Here is a 20,853-nt window from a genome sequence, read left to right on the forward strand (position 1 = left end):
ACGATTTAAGGTGGTTATAGCAACGGGGCTCACCTCTTCCCATTCCGAACAGAGAAGTTAAGCCCGTTAGCGCAGATGGTACTGCTATCTTGTGGGAGAGTATGTCGCCGCCTTTCTTTTAAACCCTTCATCATGAATTTGATGAAGGGTTTTTTTATGCAATAAATCCAGATATGGAAACGGATCTCAGCTCCCCGCCCTTCCAGGGAGGGGCAGGCTCCGCAAAGCGGAGACGGGGAGGGTCTACTTTCCTTCAAAGCGACATCTGGAAACAGATCTCAGCTCCCCTGCCTACCGGCAGGCAAGGGAGGGGAAGTCTGCCAACCTGGCGGACGGGGAGGGTTTTCTTTCCTAAATCTGAATTGTTGAGCAGAATCGAAGGATGCTTCTTAGTAGTTTATTACTGGAAGACCACCTCCCGGTTCCATGCACCACCTCGTCACCACTTCCCTGCGGTTCCACCCCTTTTTATTAGGAGGTGACGACTAAACCTGGAGACATTCCGGAAAAAATAGCGGGGCAGTTAAATATTTTACGCTATTCAGGTAAGTTGGCGCGGATCTGCAATCCGTGCCGTAACAATCTCAATTTACTCTACCTCATAATTGAGTACATCCACTTCAGAAAGCCTAAAGTAACCAAATGGAAAATTATCAGGATTGGTCTGGTTGACAATGTTACCACGGACAATGCTTGGCTGGGTCTGAAAAGGGCCGCCGTTATTATCGCCGGATTGGGATCTTAAAATGAATAAATATTCATAAAATCCTTCAGATATTCCCTGGACCTCGAATTGTACAAGGTCCCCCGGCATGGCATCTTCATCATTAAAAAAAGCAAAGCTCAAGTTTCCGTTTGTAAATTCGTCAGTGTAGATCTGAAGAAAGATCTGTTCATTCAGGTATCGAAAAAGGTAAAAATTTTCACTCTCTTCAGGATCCTCGTAAAAGACTTTGAACTCATATTCACCTCCTGAAAAACCTCCAAGGTCCTGCTCAACATATTGGAGTCCAGGGGTAGTAATGAATCGCTCTGTTGCCGTATAAAGTTCGCCCTGATAGATTATCTCTAGTTTATAATCTAAATTGGGGAGGGCCACTATATCGGTATTCTGGTAAATTCCTTCATTAGCTTCTTCAAAAATGTATTCTTCCCCTGTGCCCGTTGTAACTTTAACCATTGCTCCGGTCACCGGCGGAACATCCTCCTCGAAAAAAGGCGCTGTGGTTGATAATTTGATTATCTGAAGGTCTGATTCTGTTTCAGCATTGAACAATAAAGAAGCTTCTATTACCAGTCTTGGTGCAGATGTTTCCAATTCCACCTCAACAACTTCCTCACAGGACAGGAGGATGAAAATTATAAGCATGCTCAGCAATTTCTTCATGATCAAAATTTAAAGTTGTAGGTAACTGATGGGACTATTCCAAAGAGAGAAAGACGAACAGCTTCATTTCGGGAGGTGTCCTCGTTTTGTCTAAAGCTAAGGGATACAGCATTCTTACGTGCATATACATTATAGATCCCAAAATTCCATGAGGATCTGTAACTGCCTTTTCTCTTCTTGGCAGACGTATAAGTGGCCGAAAGGTCTAATCGGTGATAGTCTGGTAACCTGTTGCTGTTTCGGGCGCTGTAAACCGGAATGATCATATTTTCAAATCTATATTGACCACTTGGATATGTCGTTGGCAATCCTGTTTGATATACAAAATTAGCATTGAGATCCCATTTTCTGCTCAGTTCGTAGGATGCAGTGAAAGAGAGGTCGTGTGGCTTATCATAAGCGGTGGCATACCATTTTGAATTATTGATCCCGGGTTCTGTGAAGTTTCTTCCAGGAGTACGCTGTTCAGATCTTGAAAGGGTATAGGCGAACCAGCCGGTAAACCTGCCTTTATTCTTCTTCAGTAGTAATTCAGCACCATAGGCTCTGGCTTCTCCGGGCAGGATTACCTGTTCAATGGCATCATTGGCTATAAGATTAGCACCATCGATATAGTCGAGTCTATTGTCCAGTGTTTTAAAATACCCTTCAATTTCAAGTGAATATTCCTGGTCAAGAAAAGTACGGTAATAACCAATTGCTAGCTGGTCTAACTTCTGTGGTTCAATATATTTACCACTGGGCGCCCACACATCAAGTGGAGTAGGAGAGCTGGTGTTGGTAATAAGGTGCAGATACTGTGTCATTCGGTTATAGCTCAGCTTTACACTTTGATCATCATTAAAAGCATAGGCCAGGGCAAGTCTTGGTTCGAGGTTTCCGAATGATCTTTCGATCCGGTCATTATCAAGAGACTTAACAGCTACAGGATCTGCCTTTTCATAGATCCCAAATTCCTCATTATAAACTACAGGTTCCCCGGAATAGAGATTAAGTTCTTCCTGTCCCATTCTAAGAAAATTGCTATACCTAATTCCGTATTCTGCGGAAAGTCTTTCCGAAATGGTATGTTCCAGGGAGATATATAAAGCCGACTCTAAAGCATATTTCTTTATAAGCTCCCCCGGAATAATTCCTGAAGAGTCTGAACTTGGTTCTATCTCTCCCGGATTAAATTCGTGCCACGTGGTATGAAGACCGTAATCCAGGTTTATTCTTCTATTAAGGTAATGGTCAAAATCGTACTTGAAATTGACATTTTTGATACCGCTGTTCCAGTTAAAGCCCACGAAATCCAAAGTAAGTCCATAGTAGTAATCACTGTAGATGATAGACATATTACTGAAGATATTCTCCTTTAGAACATTATTCCACCTCAGGTTGAAAACCGAATTTCCATAAACATTATTAAAGCTTTCGGTGATCCTGAATACGTCCCGACCAAAATATCCGGAAAAAAGAAGGGTGTTCTTTGGATCGAGCCGGAAAGTAAGTTTAGTATTAAGGTCGTAGAAATAAGCTGAGTTTTCGTTGTCGGTTAGTTTTAAAAAGAGATGAGCATAAGAACTTCGGCCTCCAATTAAAAACGAACTTTTCCCTTTTTCAATTGGTCCCTGAGCTAGGAGTCGGCTGGAAATGAGTCCAATGCCGCCATTGGCTTCAAATTCGCGGCTATTTCCATCTTTTTGATATATATCAAGTACAGACGATACCCTTCCGCCGTAATTGGCCGGGATACCTCCTTTATAAAGCTTCAGGTTCTTAATTGCATCGGGATTAAAGACTGAGAATAATCCGAAGAGATGACTTGCGTTGTAAATTGTAGCTTCGTCCAAAAGGATCAAATTCTGGTCGGCTGCACCTCCACGAACATTAAATCCAGAGGAAGCTTCCCCGGCATTGGAAACTCCTGGAAGCAGAAGCAGGGATTTAATAACATCCACTTCGCCAAAAACAACAGGTAACTTCTGAATTGTAGAAATCTCGAGTTTGTTGACACTCATCTCGGGCTGGCGAATGTTTAACCTTTCGCTGTCGTCCTCAATTACGACCTCTTTCAAAGCCTGGGCTGCAGGATTCAGCTGAAAATCGAGGTTTATGTTCTTTTGTACCTCGACGATCTGAGAAATGGATTCATAGCCCAGGTAAGAAATTTCCATTCTGTGACTCCCGGCTGGCACCTTGACCGAATAGAACCCATATTCATTGGTAACAGTTCCAATTTGCAATTGGGGAAAAACAATGTTGACCCCAAATAATGTTTCGTTGTTCTGTGCATCCTTAATGGTTCCGTTTACCACAAAATTTTCTTGTGCCCCAAGCTTTACGAAGGACATTAGGAACCAGAAGAGAATTAATTTTTTCAAAAGTAAAGGTTTAAAGATGCCATTTATGACACCTAATCAAAGAAGGCCTTCATCACTGTGTTTATTCCTTTAAACATAAGGTATATGGCTGCGGCCATAGCCAGCAACGCAAAAAGAAGGATAGGAATGAACCAGTCGTGCTCCTGATTTTTGAAGGAACTAAAAAGCACCACCGGCCCAATAAAGGAAAGAGGTAATGCACCGGATAAATATTTAAGTCCCTTTAGCAGAAGACTTTTATTCGTGTGTTTCATATCTTTCAAAGATACTTATTCCGCTACAAAATTTTCTCTTGTTCCCATTCCTCTTTTAAAATCCTTATTTTCATATATTTAAAACAGTGAAATCCCGCTAAAAAATAGGTGCGTGAAAATTTCGAGGTAATATTAATCTGAAATTAACACTTATCAAAGATATTTATGTTTAATTTTGGGTTAAAATATTTAAACATGAACCAATTCTCCATTAGTCAGCTTTCGCAATTTTCAGGGATTAAGCCTCATACTATACGTATTTGGGAGCAGCGATACAATGCTTTGAACCCCCACCGCTCTGAAGGGAATACCCGTTACTATGACGGGGCCCAACTGCGGCGCCTTCTTAATATTGTGAGTTTGTCGGGAACGGGAAACAAAATCTCCCGCCTTTGCACCATGAGTGATGAGGAACTATTTACAATGAGGGCGGAATATGAGAAGGATGCAGGTTTAAAAAATGACTATGATTATTTTATTAATCAGCTTATTGCGGGAGGAATGAGCTATGATGAGGGTAATTTTGAGAAGACGTTTTCACATTGCCTATTGCGGTTTGGCTTACAAAGAACTTATGTGGAAATTATCTATCCCTTATTGGAAAGAATAGGTCTCATGTGGTCGATCAATAATATTCCGCCTTCCCAGGAACATTATATCTCGAATCTTTTAAAGCAGAAAATGTTCACGGCTATTGACTCTCTTCCCCCAATTTCAAAGGCCGAAGATAATTGGTTGCTCTTTTTGCCCGAAGATGAGTTCCATGAACTCGGTCTATTGTTCTCAAATTACTTTCTGAGAAGCCAGGGTAAAAATGTGATCTATCTTGGGCCTAATGTGCCCTTGTCTTCTGTGATACATACACTTGAAGATGTTTCAATCAGCAATCTTCTACTTTTTATGGTACATCGTGACCTGCCCGAAAAAGCGGAAGAATATCTCAATGAAATACAGGAGCTGGCAGGAGAACGTAAGGTCCTTATCGCCGGCGGGGGAGTAGATCCGGAACTATTGAAGGGAAAGAAAAATATTGTCCAGCTAAGATCGGTAGAAGATCTCGAGAAGGAAGTGAATCCAATAAATGTCGCCTAAAATGTCAAAAATTGCGGTAATAGGAGCAGGTTTTTCAGGCTTGAGTGCAGCAGCCTATCTTGGTGATGCCGGCCATGAAGTGCATGTTTTTGAAAAAAACAGCAGTGCTGGTGGGAGGGCGAGACAGTTTTCTACCTCCAATGGCTATACTTATGATATGGGGCCGAGCTGGTATTGGATGCCTGAGGTTTTTGAAAAATTCTTCGGAGACTTTGGATTTCGGGTGGAGGATCTCTATCAGCTTGATCTTCTTGATCCGTCTTTTGATGTTGTTTTTCCCAAAAATGAAAAGCTCAGTGTCCCGGAGAACTATGAACAACTGCGGAAAGTTTTTGAAGATATTGAACCGGGAAGTGCCGCTAAGCTGGATAAGTTTATGGAAGAGGCACAGTACAAATACGAGGAGGGAATGGAAAGACTGGTTTACATGCCGGGCATTTCCCTTACGGAATTTGTAGATATTAATCTCATAAAAGGTGCATTGCGCCTGCAGGTCTTTTCATCATTCAGCAAGCACGTCCGCAAGTATTTTAGCGATCCCAGACTCATCTCCCTTATGGAATTTCCCGTATTATTTCTAGGCGCTATGCCGCAGGATACTCCTGCACTTTACAGTCTCATGAACTATGCGGGACTAAAACTGGGCACCTGGTATCCCCAGGGTGGTTTTGGAAGCGTAATAAAAGCCATGGTGAAGGTTGCCAAAGCACAGGGAGTTCAGATACACTTAGATGCTCCGGTGGAACAGATAATGACGGGTGATAATGAAGTGAAAGCACTTAGAGTCCATGGGGAGAAATTTGAATTTGATGCAGTAATTGCCGCAGCCGACTATCAACACGTAGAAGAACAACTGCTTCCAAAGGAATTTCAAAATTACGGGCAGAAGTACTGGGAGAACAAAACTTTTGCACCATCCTGTTTGATCTATTACCTCGGTATTTCAGAAAGGATCCCCGAACTGGAACATCATACTTTGTTCTTTGATGAAGATCTTTTTGAACATTCGGTAGAGATTTATAAAGATCCCAAATGGCCCAAAAAACCTTTATTCTATGTGTGCTGTCCTTCCAGGACCGATGATTCTGTAGCTCCCGAAGGTCATGAAAACCTGTTCCTGCTTATGCCACTAGCACCGGGATTAGAAGATGGTGAAGCTGTGAGAGAGAAATTTTTCCAGATCATGATGGGCCGTATCGAAAAACAGATTGGGCGCAGTATTTCAGGAAAGATAGATTTTAAGAAGAGCTACTGTGTTTCAGATTTCATAACAGATTACAATTCATATAAAGGAAATGCATATGGTTTGGCGAACACGCTGCAGCAAACGGCGGTGCTAAAACCCAAAATCAGAAATAAGAAATTAAAGAATCTGTTCTATGCTGGTCAGCTCACAGTTCCGGGGCCGGGAGTACCTCCGTCACTTATCTCCGGAAAGATCTCGGCAGAACAAGTAATTAAAGAATTAAAAAAGAAGAAGTATGAAGTCACTGTTTGATGATCTGTCGGTACAGGTAAGCCGGCTCACCACACGCTCCTATAGCACCAGTTTTTCCCTGGGCATCTACTTTTTGCACGACAGGCTGCGGAACCCAATCTATTCGATTTATGGTTTTGTGCGGGTCGCCGATGAGATCGTTGACAGTTTTGAAGGCTTTGACCAGGAATATTTGCTAAAGAAATTCTGGGAAGATACTCATGAGGCACTTGAGCAGAAAATATCTGCAAATCCAATACTTAATTCCTTCCAGGAAGTGGTACACGAGTATGAGATTGACAGGAATTTGATTGAAACATTTTTGAAGAGTATGGAAATGGACCTTCAAAAAGTGGATTATACAGATGAAAAATATCAGCAATACATTTTAGGATCGGCCGAGGTAGTTGGGTTAATGTGTCTGCATGTTTTCACGGAAGGTGACAAAAAATTGTTTGAGGAGTTAAAACCCTATGCAATGAAGCTGGGAGCAGCCTTTCAAAAGGTGAACTTTTTGAGGGATCTTAAGGATGATTACCATGTATTGGGCAGGACCTACTTTCCCGGCGTCGATATGGAGAATTTTTCGGCTGAAGCAAAGAAACAGATCGAGAAAGAAATTGAAGAAGATTTTAAGGTAGCCCTGCAGGGAATCAAAATGTTGCCTGCTTCTTCAAAGGGAGGAGTTTACCTGGCATATGTGTATTATCAGTCTTTATTTAAAAAGATAAAGAGATTACCGGCAAAGCGAATACTTTCGGGAAGGATAAGGATCAATAATGGCCGCAAGGTCGGTTTGATGATCAATAGCCTTGTAGAATGTAAAATGAGAATGGTTTGATCAGGTTTTTGATTTACTTTTTTTTAGGAACTGCTTTTATGACCTCACAGAATTCACTGCTTGAAAAGGCCCGAGATCTATATGGAGAGGCGGCCGAGAAGGAAGAGGCAGCCCGCGAACTTCTTGCCCTGACCGAAAAGAAGAGTGCCAACGAGCCGGTGATACTGGGCTACAAAGCTGCAGGACATATGATGATGGCCAAGCATGTGGGGAATCCATTCAAGAAGATGTCCCATTTCAACAAAGGCAAAAGTTACCTTACCACTGCAATAGAGGCCGATAAGCAAAATCTTGAACTTAGATTTCTGCGATTTGCCGTGCAGGCTGAAGCTCCTGGCTTTTTAGGTTTCCGTCAAAACCTTCAGGAAGATAAGACCCTACTTTTAGGAGGAGTACGTAGTATTAAGGACCCTCATCTTCAAAGTATGATCCTCAATTACTTAAGGACCTCAAAAGGTCTTACTTCCGCCGAAAAAGAAAGATTGGAATAAAAAATTGAAATTCAGTAACTTAGACTGATTTGAAAAATGCATTATGGAAACAATAGCAATAAATTTTCTCATAGTTTTGACAGCTTTTCTTGCCATGGAAGGAGTTGCCTGGTTTACCCATAAGTATATCATGCATGGGCTGTTATGGTCCCTGCACAAGGATCACCACAAGAAAGAGTCAAAAGGATTCTTTGAAAATAATGATTTCTTCTTCCTCATCTTTGCCATTCCGGGAATTGTGTGCCTTTACTTAGGAATGGAAGCAGGTTACAATTTTCTTTTTTGGATAGGCCTTGGAATTACTCTTTATGGAACTGCTTACTTTTTTGTGCATGACCTCTTCATACATCAGCGATTTAAGGTGCTCCGCAAAGCAGATAACTCCTACTTTAAAGCCATAAGAAGAGCTCACAAAATGCATCATAAACATATTGGAAAGGAAGATGGAGAATGCTTTGGGATGCTTTGGGTGCCGATGAAGTATTTTAGGGACCAACGAAAAACTGCCTGATGCAATACACTTACCTGCTGGTCAATTTTTTTACCATCCTTATTCCTTTCGTATTTTCTTTTCACCCAAAGCTTGAATTTTATAAGACCTGGCGCGCTTTTTTTCCGGCAGTATTTTTAACAGGACTTATATTTGTCCTTTGGGATATGCTTTTCACGCATTTAGGAGTTTGGGGATTTAATGACCGTTACCTCACAGGAATAGAAATAGGAAACCTGCCCGTAGAAGAAGTTCTTTTCTTCTTCTGTATTCCCTACGCCTGTGTCTTCACCTTTCACTGTCTCGACCTTTTCCTGGGAAGAATAGGTGGCCCTAAAATGCAAAAAAGCATCACTCTTTTTCTTGTGATCTTCTTACTTGTATTTGGGATCATACATTTTTCAAAATACTATACAGCCACTACCTTTTTAAGTTTTGCCCTCCTTCTTTTATTTGCTGAATTTGTGCTGAAGGTAAACTGGCTTACCCGCTTCTATGTCATTTACGCCGTGCTGCTCATCCCTTTCTTTATTGTAAATGGAATTCTTACCGGAAGCTGGATAGAAGAACAGGTAGTGTGGTACAATCCTGAAGAATTTATGAACTTTAGGATAGGGACCATTCCTGTAGAGGATGCTTTTTACGGAGCCGAATTGATCCTTATGAACCTATTGATTTATAAGTACCTCCTTAGCAGGAAGAGATCTTTTGCCGCGTCAAAACTAAAAACCACAGCATTATGAAGACCTTGCAGATTGCTAATATCATTGCCTTTATAGCAATGGTTGCCCTCAGTTATATTTCTAATACCGGTTTTATCAATGGAGAGACTATGGCATCAGTTTCTGCGGAGTATAAGAATCTTTTTACTCCGGCGGGTTATGCTTTTTCGATCTGGGGCTTGATCTACCTGGGGTTAGGAGTCTTTGTTATTTTTCAGGCAATAAGTGTAAGGGGGAAAAAATTAGTTCCGAAAATAGGCTGGTGGTTTGTCATAAGCTGTTTGTTGAATATGAGCTGGATCTTCGCATGGTTATACCACTATATAGATACTTCTGTCATTATTATGGTTCTCCTTCTTCTTTCACTTTTGATAATTGTGTTCAGAACAAGAATGGAACTCGATGATGAGCCTCTTCCGGTCATCGCTTTTTTCTGGTGGCCTTTCTCCTTTTATTCAGGATGGATAAGCGTTGCGCTCATTGCAAATGTGGCGGCTTATCTCACCTCAATTGGCTGGGACGGGTTTGGGATTTCTGAAGTTACCTGGACCGTACTTATGATAATTGTTGCAGGCATTATTCATGTCTCTATCACCTGGACCCGCAACATGAGAGAATTTGCTTTAGTAGGAGCCTGGGGCATAATAGCAGTGGGCATAGCAAATAAAGGAGATGTAAACCTTATCTATTACACTGCCATTGCTGCAGCCGCGGTTATTCTCATTAGCAGCGGGATGCATGGTTACAGAAACCGACAGTATTCACCATGGAGAAAGCTATAGAAGAAGACATAGCTGTTTGCTGGTTAAGAAGGGACCTCCGCCTTTTTGATAACGCTGCTCTCTACCATGCTCTCAACAGTGGACTCCCGGTGCAGGTTATCTTTATCTTTGATCCGGATATTCTCAATTCTCTTCCTGATAAAAAGGACCGTCGTCTTGCTTTCATTCATGCCCAATTGGAAAAGATCAATACCCAACTTTCTGAATTTGGTGCTTCACTCCTTGTCTTACATGACCTTCCAAAAAAAGCATTTGGAAAGCTCATTTTTCAGTACCCTGTTAAACAGGTGTATACCAATCATGATTATGAACCCTATGCCCGAAGGAGGGATAAAGAAATACAGGAGCTTTTAGAAGCCAATGAGGTGAATTTTCACACCTATAAAGACCAGGTATTGTTTGAAAAGACGGAGGTGATGAAGCCTGACGGAACCCCCTATACGGTCTTCACGCCGTACTCCAAAAAATGGAAGGAAAGACTGCAAAAAGAATCTGTTCCTGAGTTTTCTTCGGAAGATCATCTTTCTAACCTTCTAAAAAAGCAAAATAAACCTCTTCCTTCCCTGAAGGAAATTGGCTTTGAAGAAATAGATCCACAGGTTCCTGAAGCCGATCTTTCTGAAGCGCTAATTAAAAAATATCATAAGAACAGGGATTTTCCCTATACCGAAGGCACCAGCAGAGCCGGAATTCACCTAAGGTTTGGAACTGTAAGCGTACGACAACTGGTGAAGCAGGCTTTGAAGCAAAATGAGGCCTGGCTGAATGAATTGATCTGGCGGGAATTTTTTATGATGATCCTGTACCATTTCCCGCATGTGGAGCATGAGAATTTCCGCAGAAAATATGACCGGATACAATGGCGAAATAATGAAAAGGAATTTGACCTGTGGTGCAGGGGAGAAACAGGCTATCCCTTAGTTGATGCCGGAATGCGACAACTCAACGAGACGGGCTGGATGCATAACAGGGTGCGAATGGTCGTTGCGGGATTTTTATGTAAACATTTATTGATCGACTGGCGATGGGGTGAAGCTTACTTCGCCCAAAAACTTCTGGATTATGAATTGGCCTCCAACAATGGCAACTGGCAGTGGGCTGCCGGTACAGGATGTGATTCGGCGCCATATTTCAGGATCTTCAATCCCGAATCTCAGCTTAAAAAATTTGATCCAAAGCTTGAATATGTGAAGACCTGGATCAAAGATTTTAGAGCAGGTTATGTAGAACCTGTTGTTGACCATAAATTCGGTAGGGCAAGAGCGCTGGAAACTTATAAAGAAGCGCTTAATTCCTAGCTACTACAGAATTCCTCTTTTTTTGATCTCCAGATATTTGTTGATGGTGTTGACCGTAAGATCTTCGGGGCGGGTAAGGATGGTCTGAATGCCGTATTTCTGAAGTTCTTTTGCCATTAATCTCTTGTCGTAGCTGAATTGCTCAGCGATAGTTTGATCAAAGATCTCCGAAGCTTTTTCAGCTTTTGCCGAGATAAGATCTTCCAGTTCTGTATTTTCAAAAAAGATGACTACAAGCAAATGCTTTTTAGCAATGGCCAGGAGGTAAGGCATTTGCCGGTGAAGAGCACTTAAATGTTCAAAATTGGTGTAAAGTAATAAAAGGCTACGTTGCGGCAATCGGCGATTCACGTGGGTATACAAAAGGCCAAAATCTGAATCTCTAAACCTGGTGTTGATATTGTATAGAGACTCTAGAATCAGGTTCAAATGTGCCTTTTTTGAACTCGCAGGTAGCATCTTCTCCATCTTATTTGAAAAGGTGACCAGGCCTGCTTTGTCTTTCTTTTTGAGGGCAATATTTGTAAATGCGAGAGAGCTGTTGATCGCGTAGTCCAACAATTTTAAACCATTGAACGGCATCTTCATAGTCCTTCCTGTATCAATGACCGAATATACCGGCTGCGACCGTTCGTCCTGGTATTGATTTACCATGAGATCGCCCTGTTTGGCAGTGGCCTTCCAGTTTATACTTCGCACATCATCACCCAATACATAATCCTTGATCTGCTCGAATTCCATGGTGTGACCAATCTTCCTGATCTTCTTGAGCCCCGGCTGAGAGATCTTTCGATCTATAGCCATGAAATCGTACTTCTTCATCTGGATAAAGGAAGGATATACCTTTACCATCTGCTCCTTTCCGAATTCCTTTCGGCGTCTTACTAACTGCAGTGGAGTGGAAGCAAAGACATTTAGATCTCCGAAGAGATATTCTCCCCGCTCTACCGGTCGAAGAGAATAACTGAAAGCGGAAGATGATCTTGCCGGAACTTTTAACAGCCGCGAAAAATCTCTTTTTTGGAACTGTATCGGGATCTCATCTATAACTTCAATCCGGGCTTTAAAACTGTAGTTATTCCGAAGTAAAACTTCTACCGGATTTTCATCACTATTGGAAAATTTTTCGGGCAGGATCCTTTCCGCAGTAATTTCGGAGGATTTAAAAAGTGCAAATATATCAGCCAATGTGATCAGGAAAAATACCACTGTAATAATCCATAGAAACGGGTAGAGCCATTGAAACCAGTAGGAAAACAGGAAACCTGCCGCCAGGGTGAAAACGATAACAAAGAAGCGTTGGTGCAGGTACAATGCCTTAAGGAAGCTGATCAATTTATCTCGGGATTTCGACAGAATGGGTGATCATTTCTATAACACTGGACGTGGTACTTCCTTCCATCTCGCGTTCGGGAGAAAGGATAATGCGGTGGCCCAGCACAGGATCCAGTACTTTTTTGATGTCTTCGGGAATTACAAAATCCCGACCTTCTACAGCGGCAACTGCTTTTGACGCATTCATGATCGCAATAGAAGCCCGCGGAGAAGCCCCAAGATATAAATGTGGATGATTCCTGGTCTTGGTAACGATTTCTGCAATATAGGTGAGCAATTTCTTTTCTATCCTGATTCCCTGGATCTGTGATCTCAGGACTTGAAGCTTTTCTGGATCAAGAACAGCTTCGATATTATTATGAGGTGCTACTCCCTGCCTGTCATGATGAGTCTGAAGGATCTTCACCTCTTCATCCATACCGGGATAGTCCACCTTTATTTTGAACAGGAATCTGTCAAGCTGAGCTTCGGGAAGGGCATATGTTCCTTCCTGCTCAATAGGATTCTGGGTCGCAATGACCATAAAAGGTGGTGGCATATTGTGACGCTTACCGTCGATGGTGATTTGCCGTTCTTCCATGACCTCAAACAGTGCAGCCTGAGTTTTTGCGGGAGCCCGGTTGATCTCATCGATCAAAACAATATTCGAGAAAATTGGACCCGGTTTGAATTCAAAGTCGGAAGTCTTTGCATTGAGCACCGAAGTTCCCAGCACGTCACTCGGCATAAGATCTGGCGTGAACTGGATTCGGCTAAAGCCGGTCTTTAAGGTCTTTGCGAAAAGCTTGGCGGTGATCGTTTTGGCAACTCCCGGAACCCCTTCAATAAGCACATGTCCATCGGCTAACAAGCCTACGATCAAAAGATCTATGAACCTTTGCTGTCCAATGATTATTTCAGAAAGCTGAGACTTCAAACTTTCTACAGCCGACTTCAGTTCCTCAAGAGGAATGCGGTTCTCGAAAGTGATCTCTTCGTTCTTTATTTCTTCGTTTTCCATTTACTTCTTTTTAAAAGCCAAAATGGCCCTATTTAATTCTAACAGTTCCTCCTTTGTGACCGAATGCTGTTTTTTAATTTGATCCATAAGCTGCCATAAACTCTTGACTTCCTCTGTATCGTTGCCGCTCATCCCGGCAAGACGATCAAAGAAATATGGATCGGGCTCATGTGTTGAGATCCTGTAATGAGATCGCACATGATCCAAAAATAAGGCAATCTTTTTTGTTGCAATGCCTTTATAATCTTTCCTGTCAAGATATAATCCCGCAATTGTACGCGTAAAATCGAGGGTTTGATTTCGCAGTGGCTCTACCACAGGAATGCTTCTTTGTTTACGTTTACCTTCAAATATAATAAACAGTATACTGCCAATGATCACAAAGTAATAAGCCCATTTTAAGGCTTTGTTATTCAGGATCACGAACAGGGGAGAGGTGTGGAAGGTCTTTCCTGTCTTGTAGTAATGGTCCCAAAAAAGGGTTTTTTGAGCAGGGACGTACGCAAGTACTTTTTCGGCGTATTGGGCATTATTTTCCTGCAACAGAAAATAATTACTGAAAGCTTTTGGAGTGGAATGCAGGTATACCATACCCTTTCCTACAGTATCACTCAAGAAGTTGATCTTTGGAGCATTTATCGCAGCTGAATCCTGCTGAAGCTGGGTTACTCCCAGCACTTTTTTAGGAAGAGAATCGGGAAATACAAAAACGTTTTGGTAGGTTTCTTTATCAAACAGGAACGGACGGGAATTGGCTAACCTTGGATCTGCGAGATTCAATAAAGGCTTTGAAGAAATACCATTTTTGGGTACCAAAGTCTCCATCTTTAGATCCAGAGTGTCGAGCAGATTTTCGCTGAAGTTTTCGGCAATGAAGAAAGCGGTATTCCCTTTTGCTACCCATGCAAATATCCTTTTCAGCTCGTTTTGATCTATTGCCAGTTGGTTGTTGAGAAAGAAATAAGTTCCGGTAACAGTAGTATCCTGTAAAAATTCAAATGGCGGCGTATTTACTTCCTGTAGGTCAAGTTCCTGTTCTTCCAGATTCTCGAACAGGACCCGGGTGCCTAATGGAATTTTATCTAAAGCAGAATAGCTGGGGCTCCAGTTGATCTCCTGAGGTTCATTCGCTTCCACCCAGGTTAGAAATACCAGCAGCAGTACCAGCAGGGCGAGTGTGATCTTATAGGCTTTGCTCATGCTGGGGCTGAATTAAATTTTCGGACTTAGCAAACTCATGTTTGATCTTCTGATAATCTGTGACGTTTGGAGTAAAATCTCCATACCAGACATAGTCGTAGATGCGGCTTAGCTTTCTAAAGATGCCTTGAAGTTCTTTATCTTTGATTTCCAGTACATACTCCTCATCGGTCTTGGCAGGATCATAGACAACGATCTCTTCCCGCGATAGCTGCTGAAGGAGATAAAGAAAATGATATCTCACGGCGAGCCGGTAATTTTCAGATGCAACGGCTCTTTCTATCAGGCTCCTAATATTTCTGGTCTTGATGATCTTTTCTTCTTCCGTGAAATGAACCTCTCCGCCATCAGGGGTTCCAAAAATGTGATTTCCGGGGTTAATTTTTCCGAAGAGATAGAGAATAAAAGCCAGCAACAATCCGAGCAGCAGGTATGGCAAAATATCAAGGAGAATTGCCAGCAGGAGAGGAGCTTCGTAGTCACCAAACATCCAATCCAAAAAACGCTGCCACTGCAACCTGATGTAACGTTTGAATCTTGTCCACCAGTGATCTTCGGCTATAGCTTCGGAGTAGTCATAATCGGGATCTTCTTTGAACCGCTCAATGGTCTCTTCAGAAAAATCGAGCGGTACCAATTCTTCTTCCGCAGTTTGTACAGGAATAGTCAGCCCCCCGGCAGAGACCGTGAGACTGATACCTAGTACAAAAAAGAGGAAGATTTTTGCCATTTTTAAGACCCCAGGTTTGAGATGCGTTCATAGGTGCCTGTGGCATTCTTCTTTTCGTCCAGGTGATAATAGATAAAAGCCGAAGCTACCACTCCAATAACCGAGAGCAGATACTGGAAAACAGAAGAAAGGGTATTGAAAAAAACGTAAACCCAGTCGACAAGATCGGCAGGATTTGCCACACTGCCTTCGTGGGATACTGTTATTGCCTTAATAAAGAAATAGATCATCAAAGGAAACTGGAAGATCATGCCGATGATATATACCAGCAGTGTGATTACGAAAAGAGTGAAAAATGTCATCCACCAGTTGTCTTTTATGAGGTTGAAAACATAGCTGATGGAATCTGCTACAGAGGTGCGGGCAAATATCATCATAGCCGGTGCCAGAGATAAAGGCACCCATACATAAACTCCCGGCAGGACACAAAGCATAAATCCAAAGACAGTTATTATTCCAACAAGCAGCATAAGCCCTAACATTTTGCCAAAGTCGTTCTTTACGCCGCGAAAAACTTCTGTATGGTCTACCACTCCCGAATTCTCAATGTAACTCTTTATGTAATGCAGCACCGTATTGTAAAGTAACACATAGAATGCGACGAGCGAAGAGAAAAGGATGAAAACGGCAATGAAAAACATTTCAATATTCACTTCAGAAGTGTCATCCAGGAATGGATTGGACATGAAATCCATTCCAAGGTAGGAATAAAAGCCAATGGCAAAGATAAGGATCACGAAAACGGGACCTGTGATCTTGAAAATGTCTTTAAAAATTGGTTTAAAGTTTTGTCTTAGGAATTTAAAGGTATCTGTAATGATATCTCCCAGCTCGCGCTGTCTTCGGAATTCAATTGGTTGGGACATTTAATTGTTGTCTATGTAGAATAATTGGATAAAAAACGTAGTAAAATAATATAAGAGCAAGAGAGGCGCTGATAATAACGATCGCCAGCCAGTCGGGCATTTCTGTGTGTCGGGTTACAAAACCTTCAAGGAATCCCGCGATTATAAAAAATGGAACCGTGCTGATGACGATCTTTAATCCGGCTTTAACTCCACGGACAAAAGAGGTGAGACGTGAAAAGGTGCCGGGGAAAAGAATTCCTTTGCCCACCACAAGGCCTGCACATGCAGCAACTATGATCACCGAGATCTCAATGGTTCCGTGGATCCAGATAGTTCTTACAGACTCCCACAACAACCCTTTCTCATAGAAAAAATACTGAAAGGAGCCGAGCATGATGGCGTTCTGCATTACAATAAATAGTGTCCCAAGTCCCGCAAATATCCCAAAAACAAAGGCCATAAGCGCCACTCTCACGTTATTGATGGTGATCCCCAGGAACATCTCCATCTCTCCCATTTTCTTGTAGACAGCCATTGGATCATTGTTGGCAATGTTGTCCAGAGTCATATTGACATAGGCGTCACCCAGAATAGAGCGTACAAATGCTCCGTCACTTGCCGCGGAAAAAGTACCGGCGGCAACAAATAAGACGAAAACCAGGAAAGCCAATAATAGCTGTTTTTGGTACTGGTAAAATTCCCTTGGAAACTCTTCTATAAAAAACGTAAGAAACCTGTTTTTTGGCTCCTTTTTGTTCCTGTAGATTTTTTGATGGGCCCGGGACGCCAGGCTGTTAAGGTACTGTAGGGTGTTGCTGTTTGGGTAAAAGGTCTGGGCGTAGCTTAGATGATCTGTCACCTCAAGGTATAAGGCCGATAGCTCCCCCGGAGAAACTAAAGCATTATTTTGCAGGGCGCTTTCAAATCTTTGCCATTTATCCTTATTTTGCTTCACAAAAGCAGCCTCGCGCATTCTTTGCTAGTTTGTCTCAAAGAAACATATTAAATGGATAATTTTCAAATTGAAACTGCCCAAAATATCAGTATTACTCAAAATGCTGCCGGGGTAGGAGAGCGCATCCTGGCGTTTCTTATCGACGGACTCATAATGCTTGCCTATATTATCCTGGCGGCTTTACTAATGGGTGGACTAAATGCAGATTCGGGACAGGAATGGCTCTTTATGTCTGTAATCTTACTGCCTTTGCTGCTGTATTACCTTATATGGGAAAGTTTGTGGAATGGTCAAACCCCCGGGAAAGCTGCTTTATACCTTCGCGTGGTGAAGCTGGACGGTTCTAAACCGGCATTTTCAAATTTCCTGGTCCGCTGGCTGCTTAGGCTGGTTGATATCACGCTAACCAGTGGAAGTGTAGCTGTAGTAACCATTTTAATGAATGGCAAAGGCCAGCGACTTGGAGATCTGGCAGCGGGTACAACTGTAATTTCTGAAAGGGTAAGAACTGGATTAGACAATACTTTACTGGTAAATATTCCCGATGATTATCGCCCGGTCTATCCGCAGGTCACCATACTTTCAGACAATGACGTGCAGGAAATCAAGGAGATCTACCGCACTTCCCTTAGGAGTTCAAATTACCGGGTCATTGGGAAACTGGCCAATAAGGTTTCCGCTTTACTTCAGGTAACTCCTGAAGAAACACCTGTTCAGTTTTTAGAGACTGTTCTAAAAGATTACAATTATTACACGAGACAGTGATCAATCCAGCACTTCCATCTCTATGTGGATATTGGTCAGGGGCCACTCACTTTGATCGGTTGGAACTTTATTGATCTCATCTACCACATCCATGCCCGAAATCACCCGTCCAAAAACTGTATGGTCGTTATTTAAATGCGGCGCACCGTCGGGATCCTGAACTATGTAGAATTCATATGGAGAAGAAGCTTTACTCACATTCTGCTCGGCGTATTTTGCAGCTGCCAGTGCTCCACGCACATGTGGGTGACCGGCGTCAAATTCACTTGGGATAAGGAAATCCCCAATATAATGTCTTTTTTGGTTGGTGTCAGGATTATCTGAATTCCCTCCCTGGATGACAAATCCGTCGGCTACGCGGTGGAAGAAGGTGCCGTCGTAGTAATCCTGGTTTACCATGTACAGGAAATTTGCCCGGTGTAGGGGAGTGTCTCTGAACAACTCCACATCAATGTTGCCAAAGCGCGTTTTGATACGAACTCTGTTCTCATCATGTTTTTTGCCGTATTCCATAAGGAAAGGGATCAATTCTTCCTGCACCAGGAGCGGACCTTCGCGTTCTTCCTGCTCCTCTTCTGCCTCGACTACTTCATCCACAGTGGTATTGTCAACACTTGCTGAATCGGGTTGTACAGGTTCTTCTAACATGCTTTCCACCTCGTTTTGTGTGGAAGATTGCTTATCTTCACAACTTGCAAAAACGGCTGCGGCCACTATTAAAATCAGGAAAAATTTAGATCTCATGGATTTTCAGGATTTTCTCAATTTAAGTCCGAATTTAAGGAAAATTACGCTTCCTGGGGAGGAGGCGCACTTTAAATTGGCTCCCATGCTGAGAATGAAGGAAATGGAAAATCTGAATATTGATAGACAAAATCCTAAAAAGGCTGCTGTACTTTCTGTATTCTATCCGGGTGAGCAAGGAGAGACTAAGTTCGTACTGATCCTTAGAAAAACCTATAAAGGGGTACATTCAAACCAGGTGGGTTTTCCGGGTGGCAGGGTAGAAGTGGAAGACAGGGATCTTGCGCATACGGCGCTGCGGGAGACTGAAGAAGAGGTAGGAATACCGCAACATGAAGTTGAGATAGTGAGGGAAATGTCCAGGCTGTACATTCCTCCCAGTAATTTTTGGGTCCATCCGTTCATGGGAATTACTAAAAAAACTCCGGTTCTGGTTCCTCAGGAAGAAGAAGTGGAGGCAGTACTGGAAATAAGACTGGAAGATTTTATGAGTGACTCCTGTTTGATCCAGGAAACCTTAAGTACTTCTTATGCAAAAGAGATCCAAGTGCCGGCTTTTTTATTGAACGGTCATGTGGTTTGGGGAGCTACGGCTATGATGTTAAGCGAAATGAAAGAGATCCTAAGGCAGCTGCTGTAAGTTTTAAATAAGTATCTTTGTTCTTTCTGTAAAATGTAAGGGAACAAATGGGGATATTGAAAAAGAATCCTTTTGGGCATTATCTTTTTTTCAAAAAATGGCTGATCCGGATCTTCGGAGTGCTATCACACAGACGATACAGGGGCTTCAATGAACTGAAAATTGAAGGATCTGAAATTATTAAAAATCTCCCCGACCGTAATGTTCTTTTCGTTTCTAATCATCAAACCTATTTTGCCGATGTCACTGCTATGTTTCATGTGTTTAATGCGGCACTAAGCGGCAGGGTAGACTCCATAAAAAATGTAGGTTACCTGTGGCAGCCAAAGCTTAATATCTATTATGTGGCGGCAAAGGAAACCATGAACGCCGGGTTCCTTACCCGAATGATGGCTTATGCCGGCGCGGTTTCCGTAGAAAGGACGTGGAGGGAAAAAGGAAAGGAAGTGCAGCGGGAAGTAAACCCAGATGATCATAAGAATATTGGCATTGCATTAGAAGATGGGTGGGTGATCACTTTTCCTCAAGGTACGACCAAACCCTTCAAACCTATTAGAAAAGGAACAGCACACATTATCAAGCAGTATAAACCTATTGTTATACCCATTGTCATTGACGGCTTTAGAAGGTCTTTTGACAAAAAAGGACTTAGGATCAGGAAGAAAGGAATTCTTCAGAGCTTTCAAATCAAAGAACCTTTAGTTATTGATTATGAAAATGAAACTGTGGAGGAGATCGTCGAGAAGCTGGAATACGCTATTGAGCAACATCCTTCATTTTTAAAAGTAATCCCAAGGGAAGAGCTGGAGGCAATGGAAGCTCTGAACAAGACACGGCAGTGGGAGTACTAAATTTTATATTGAATATTTTATATTGAATATTATTTACTAAAAGCAATCTACGAGGTACTCGTAATCCAGGATTTTGTAGGGCCTCAAAAATGTCATTTTTGAGAGGTATTTCTCCGGACTTTTGAAGTAGAGCTTCTACTACTTTTCAGTGAAATTTAAAACCCGTCCCTCTTTTTCAGCTTTTTTATCCAGGGTGGCGCCGTAAAAACTGCCCAACGCCATCCCGATAGGTAAACCTATGCCGATAAAGGCCACATTTCCAGTCAAGATATAGACCACAACTCCAAGTGGTAGGCCAAAAGCCGTCATACCAAGCGGTAGCCATAATGTGGCGTAGTAGTTCCTTGGCACCAGATTCTCCTGTTTTTCTAGCTGCTTAAAAATGGCATTTTTGACAGGCTTTATTTTTTTGGAGGTAACTGCTTCAGGAGCAAGGAAGTTGAGACGGTCAATTTCCCGATTGATTAAAGATATAGTAGCTTCAGATAATTCCCGGGTCTTGAGTTCCTTCAGCAGAGATTGTAGTTCCGACGCAGATCCTTCTTCTCTTTTTAATAATTCTGAATTGACATCTTTTAGATCCAT

General features: G+C 42.2%; 22 protein-coding genes and 1 rRNA gene. 12 read left to right on the forward strand and 11 right to left on the reverse strand.

Annotation, left to right across the window (positions count from 1 at the left end):
- The first annotated feature begins 6 nt into the window (after positions 1-6).
- Positions 7-116: ribosomal RNA gene (gene rrf / locus ACXYMT_RS11020) — 5S ribosomal RNA — on the forward strand.
- A 473-nt stretch (positions 117-589) separates the two neighbouring features.
- On the opposite strand, the gene ACXYMT_RS11025 is transcribed toward rrf, so the two are convergent.
- The 3 genes from ACXYMT_RS11025 to ACXYMT_RS11035 form a co-directional block, all read right to left on the reverse strand.
- The gene (locus ACXYMT_RS11025; protein ID WP_459059173.1) at positions 590-1,387 is read right to left on the reverse strand and encodes a DUF4249 family protein; all 798 of its coding nucleotides are present in this window, start codon (positions 1,385-1,387) and stop codon (positions 590-592) included.
- Between the two features lie 2 nt (positions 1,388-1,389).
- Positions 1,390-3,723, reverse strand: coding sequence for a TonB-dependent receptor (locus tag ACXYMT_RS11030; RefSeq protein WP_459059582.1), 2,334 nt, complete (start codon positions 3,721-3,723; stop codon positions 1,390-1,392).
- A 62-nt stretch (positions 3,724-3,785) separates the two neighbouring features.
- The gene (locus ACXYMT_RS11035; RefSeq protein WP_459059174.1) at positions 3,786-4,007 is read right to left on the reverse strand and encodes a DUF6095 family protein; all 222 of its coding nucleotides are present in this window, start codon (positions 4,005-4,007) and stop codon (positions 3,786-3,788) included.
- A gap of 195 nt (positions 4,008-4,202) precedes the next feature.
- Between ACXYMT_RS11035 and ACXYMT_RS11040 the strand changes: the two genes are divergently transcribed.
- Genes ACXYMT_RS11040 through ACXYMT_RS11075 form a run of 8 tightly spaced genes read left to right on the forward strand, consistent with a single transcriptional unit; the run spans position 4,203 to position 11,200 of the window.
- Positions 4,203-5,099: a MerR family transcriptional regulator gene (locus ACXYMT_RS11040; protein ID WP_459059175.1), complete on the forward strand. Its 897-nt coding sequence runs from the start codon at positions 4,203-4,205 to the stop codon at positions 5,097-5,099.
- A 1-nt stretch (position 5,100) separates the two neighbouring features.
- Complete coding sequence (locus ACXYMT_RS11045; protein WP_459059176.1) at positions 5,101-6,597, forward strand: phytoene desaturase family protein; 1,497 nt, start codon at positions 5,101-5,103, stop codon at positions 6,595-6,597.
- Positions 6,581-7,417 (forward strand): phytoene/squalene synthase family protein, encoded by an 837-nt coding sequence (locus ACXYMT_RS11050; RefSeq protein ID WP_459059177.1) that lies wholly within the window; start codon positions 6,581-6,583, stop codon positions 7,415-7,417. Before ACXYMT_RS11045 ends, ACXYMT_RS11050 begins: the two co-directional genes overlap by 17 nt.
- Positions 7,418-7,455: 38 nt before the next feature.
- Complete coding sequence (locus tag ACXYMT_RS11055) at positions 7,456-7,908, forward strand: hypothetical protein (RefSeq protein WP_459059178.1); 453 nt, start codon at positions 7,456-7,458, stop codon at positions 7,906-7,908.
- 43 nt (positions 7,909-7,951) lie between these two features.
- A complete protein-coding gene (locus ACXYMT_RS11060; RefSeq protein WP_459059179.1) occupies positions 7,952-8,419 on the forward strand; it encodes a sterol desaturase family protein in 468 nt (155 codons plus the stop codon).
- Positions 8,419-9,141, forward strand: coding sequence for a lycopene cyclase domain-containing protein (locus tag ACXYMT_RS11065; protein ID WP_459059180.1), 723 nt, complete (start codon positions 8,419-8,421; stop codon positions 9,139-9,141). Before ACXYMT_RS11060 ends, ACXYMT_RS11065 begins: the two co-directional genes overlap by 1 nt.
- Complete coding sequence (locus ACXYMT_RS11070; protein ID WP_459059181.1) at positions 9,138-9,902, forward strand: tryptophan-rich sensory protein; 765 nt, start codon at positions 9,138-9,140, stop codon at positions 9,900-9,902. Before ACXYMT_RS11065 ends, ACXYMT_RS11070 begins: the two co-directional genes overlap by 4 nt.
- Positions 9,887-11,200, forward strand: a complete 1,314-nt coding sequence (locus ACXYMT_RS11075) for a cryptochrome/photolyase family protein (protein ID WP_459059182.1) — start codon at positions 9,887-9,889, stop codon at positions 11,198-11,200. Before ACXYMT_RS11070 ends, ACXYMT_RS11075 begins: the two co-directional genes overlap by 16 nt.
- A gap of 3 nt (positions 11,201-11,203) precedes the next feature.
- On the opposite strand, the gene ACXYMT_RS11080 is transcribed toward ACXYMT_RS11075, so the two are convergent.
- From ACXYMT_RS11080 to ACXYMT_RS11105, 6 genes are read right to left on the reverse strand one after another with little or no spacing between them, the layout of a single operon-like run.
- Positions 11,204-12,532, reverse strand: coding sequence for a DUF58 domain-containing protein (locus ACXYMT_RS11080; RefSeq protein WP_459059583.1), 1,329 nt, complete (start codon positions 12,530-12,532; stop codon positions 11,204-11,206).
- Between the two features lie 4 nt (positions 12,533-12,536).
- Positions 12,537-13,535, reverse strand: coding sequence for an AAA family ATPase (locus ACXYMT_RS11085; RefSeq protein ID WP_459059183.1), 999 nt, complete (start codon positions 13,533-13,535; stop codon positions 12,537-12,539).
- Positions 13,536-14,735, reverse strand: a complete 1,200-nt coding sequence (locus tag ACXYMT_RS11090; protein WP_459059184.1) for a DUF4350 domain-containing protein — start codon at positions 14,733-14,735, stop codon at positions 13,536-13,538.
- The gene (locus ACXYMT_RS11095) at positions 14,719-15,465 is read right to left on the reverse strand and encodes a DUF4129 domain-containing protein (protein WP_459059185.1); all 747 of its coding nucleotides are present in this window, start codon (positions 15,463-15,465) and stop codon (positions 14,719-14,721) included. The genes ACXYMT_RS11090 and ACXYMT_RS11095 overlap by 17 nt, the downstream gene beginning before the upstream one ends.
- Before the next feature lie 2 nt (positions 15,466-15,467).
- On the reverse strand, positions 15,468-16,331 hold the full coding sequence (locus ACXYMT_RS11100; RefSeq protein WP_459059186.1) for a hypothetical protein: 864 nt from the start codon (positions 16,329-16,331) through the stop codon (positions 15,468-15,470).
- Complete coding sequence (locus tag ACXYMT_RS11105; RefSeq protein ID WP_459059187.1) at positions 16,315-17,286, reverse strand: stage II sporulation protein M; 972 nt, start codon at positions 17,284-17,286, stop codon at positions 16,315-16,317. The genes ACXYMT_RS11100 and ACXYMT_RS11105 overlap by 17 nt, the downstream gene beginning before the upstream one ends.
- 33 nt (positions 17,287-17,319) lie before the next feature.
- Between ACXYMT_RS11105 and ACXYMT_RS11110 the strand changes: the two genes are divergently transcribed.
- Positions 17,320-18,033, forward strand: a complete 714-nt coding sequence (locus tag ACXYMT_RS11110; protein WP_459059188.1) for an RDD family protein — start codon at positions 17,320-17,322, stop codon at positions 18,031-18,033.
- On the opposite strand, the gene ACXYMT_RS11115 is transcribed toward ACXYMT_RS11110, so the two are convergent.
- A complete protein-coding gene (locus ACXYMT_RS11115; protein ID WP_459059189.1) occupies positions 18,034-18,777 on the reverse strand; it encodes a peptidylprolyl isomerase in 744 nt (247 codons plus the stop codon). It lies immediately after the preceding gene.
- 85 nt (positions 18,778-18,862) lie between these two features.
- Here ACXYMT_RS11115 and ACXYMT_RS11120 point away from each other — a divergent pair, with 85 nt between their 5' ends.
- Both ACXYMT_RS11120 and ACXYMT_RS11125 read left to right on the forward strand, forming a co-directional pair.
- Positions 18,863-19,417 (forward strand): NUDIX hydrolase, encoded by a 555-nt coding sequence (locus ACXYMT_RS11120; protein ID WP_459059190.1) that lies wholly within the window; start codon positions 18,863-18,865, stop codon positions 19,415-19,417.
- 47 nt (positions 19,418-19,464) lie between these two features.
- Complete coding sequence (locus tag ACXYMT_RS11125; protein WP_459059191.1) at positions 19,465-20,268, forward strand: lysophospholipid acyltransferase family protein; 804 nt, start codon at positions 19,465-19,467, stop codon at positions 20,266-20,268.
- Between the two features lie 138 nt (positions 20,269-20,406).
- Here ACXYMT_RS11125 and ACXYMT_RS11130 read toward each other — a convergent pair whose 3' ends face one another.
- Entirely contained in the window at positions 20,407-20,853 is a 447-nt protein-coding gene (locus tag ACXYMT_RS11130) for a hypothetical protein (protein WP_459059192.1), read from the reverse strand.

The sequence above is a fragment of the Salinimicrobium sp. CAU 1759 genome (assembly GCF_054482715.1).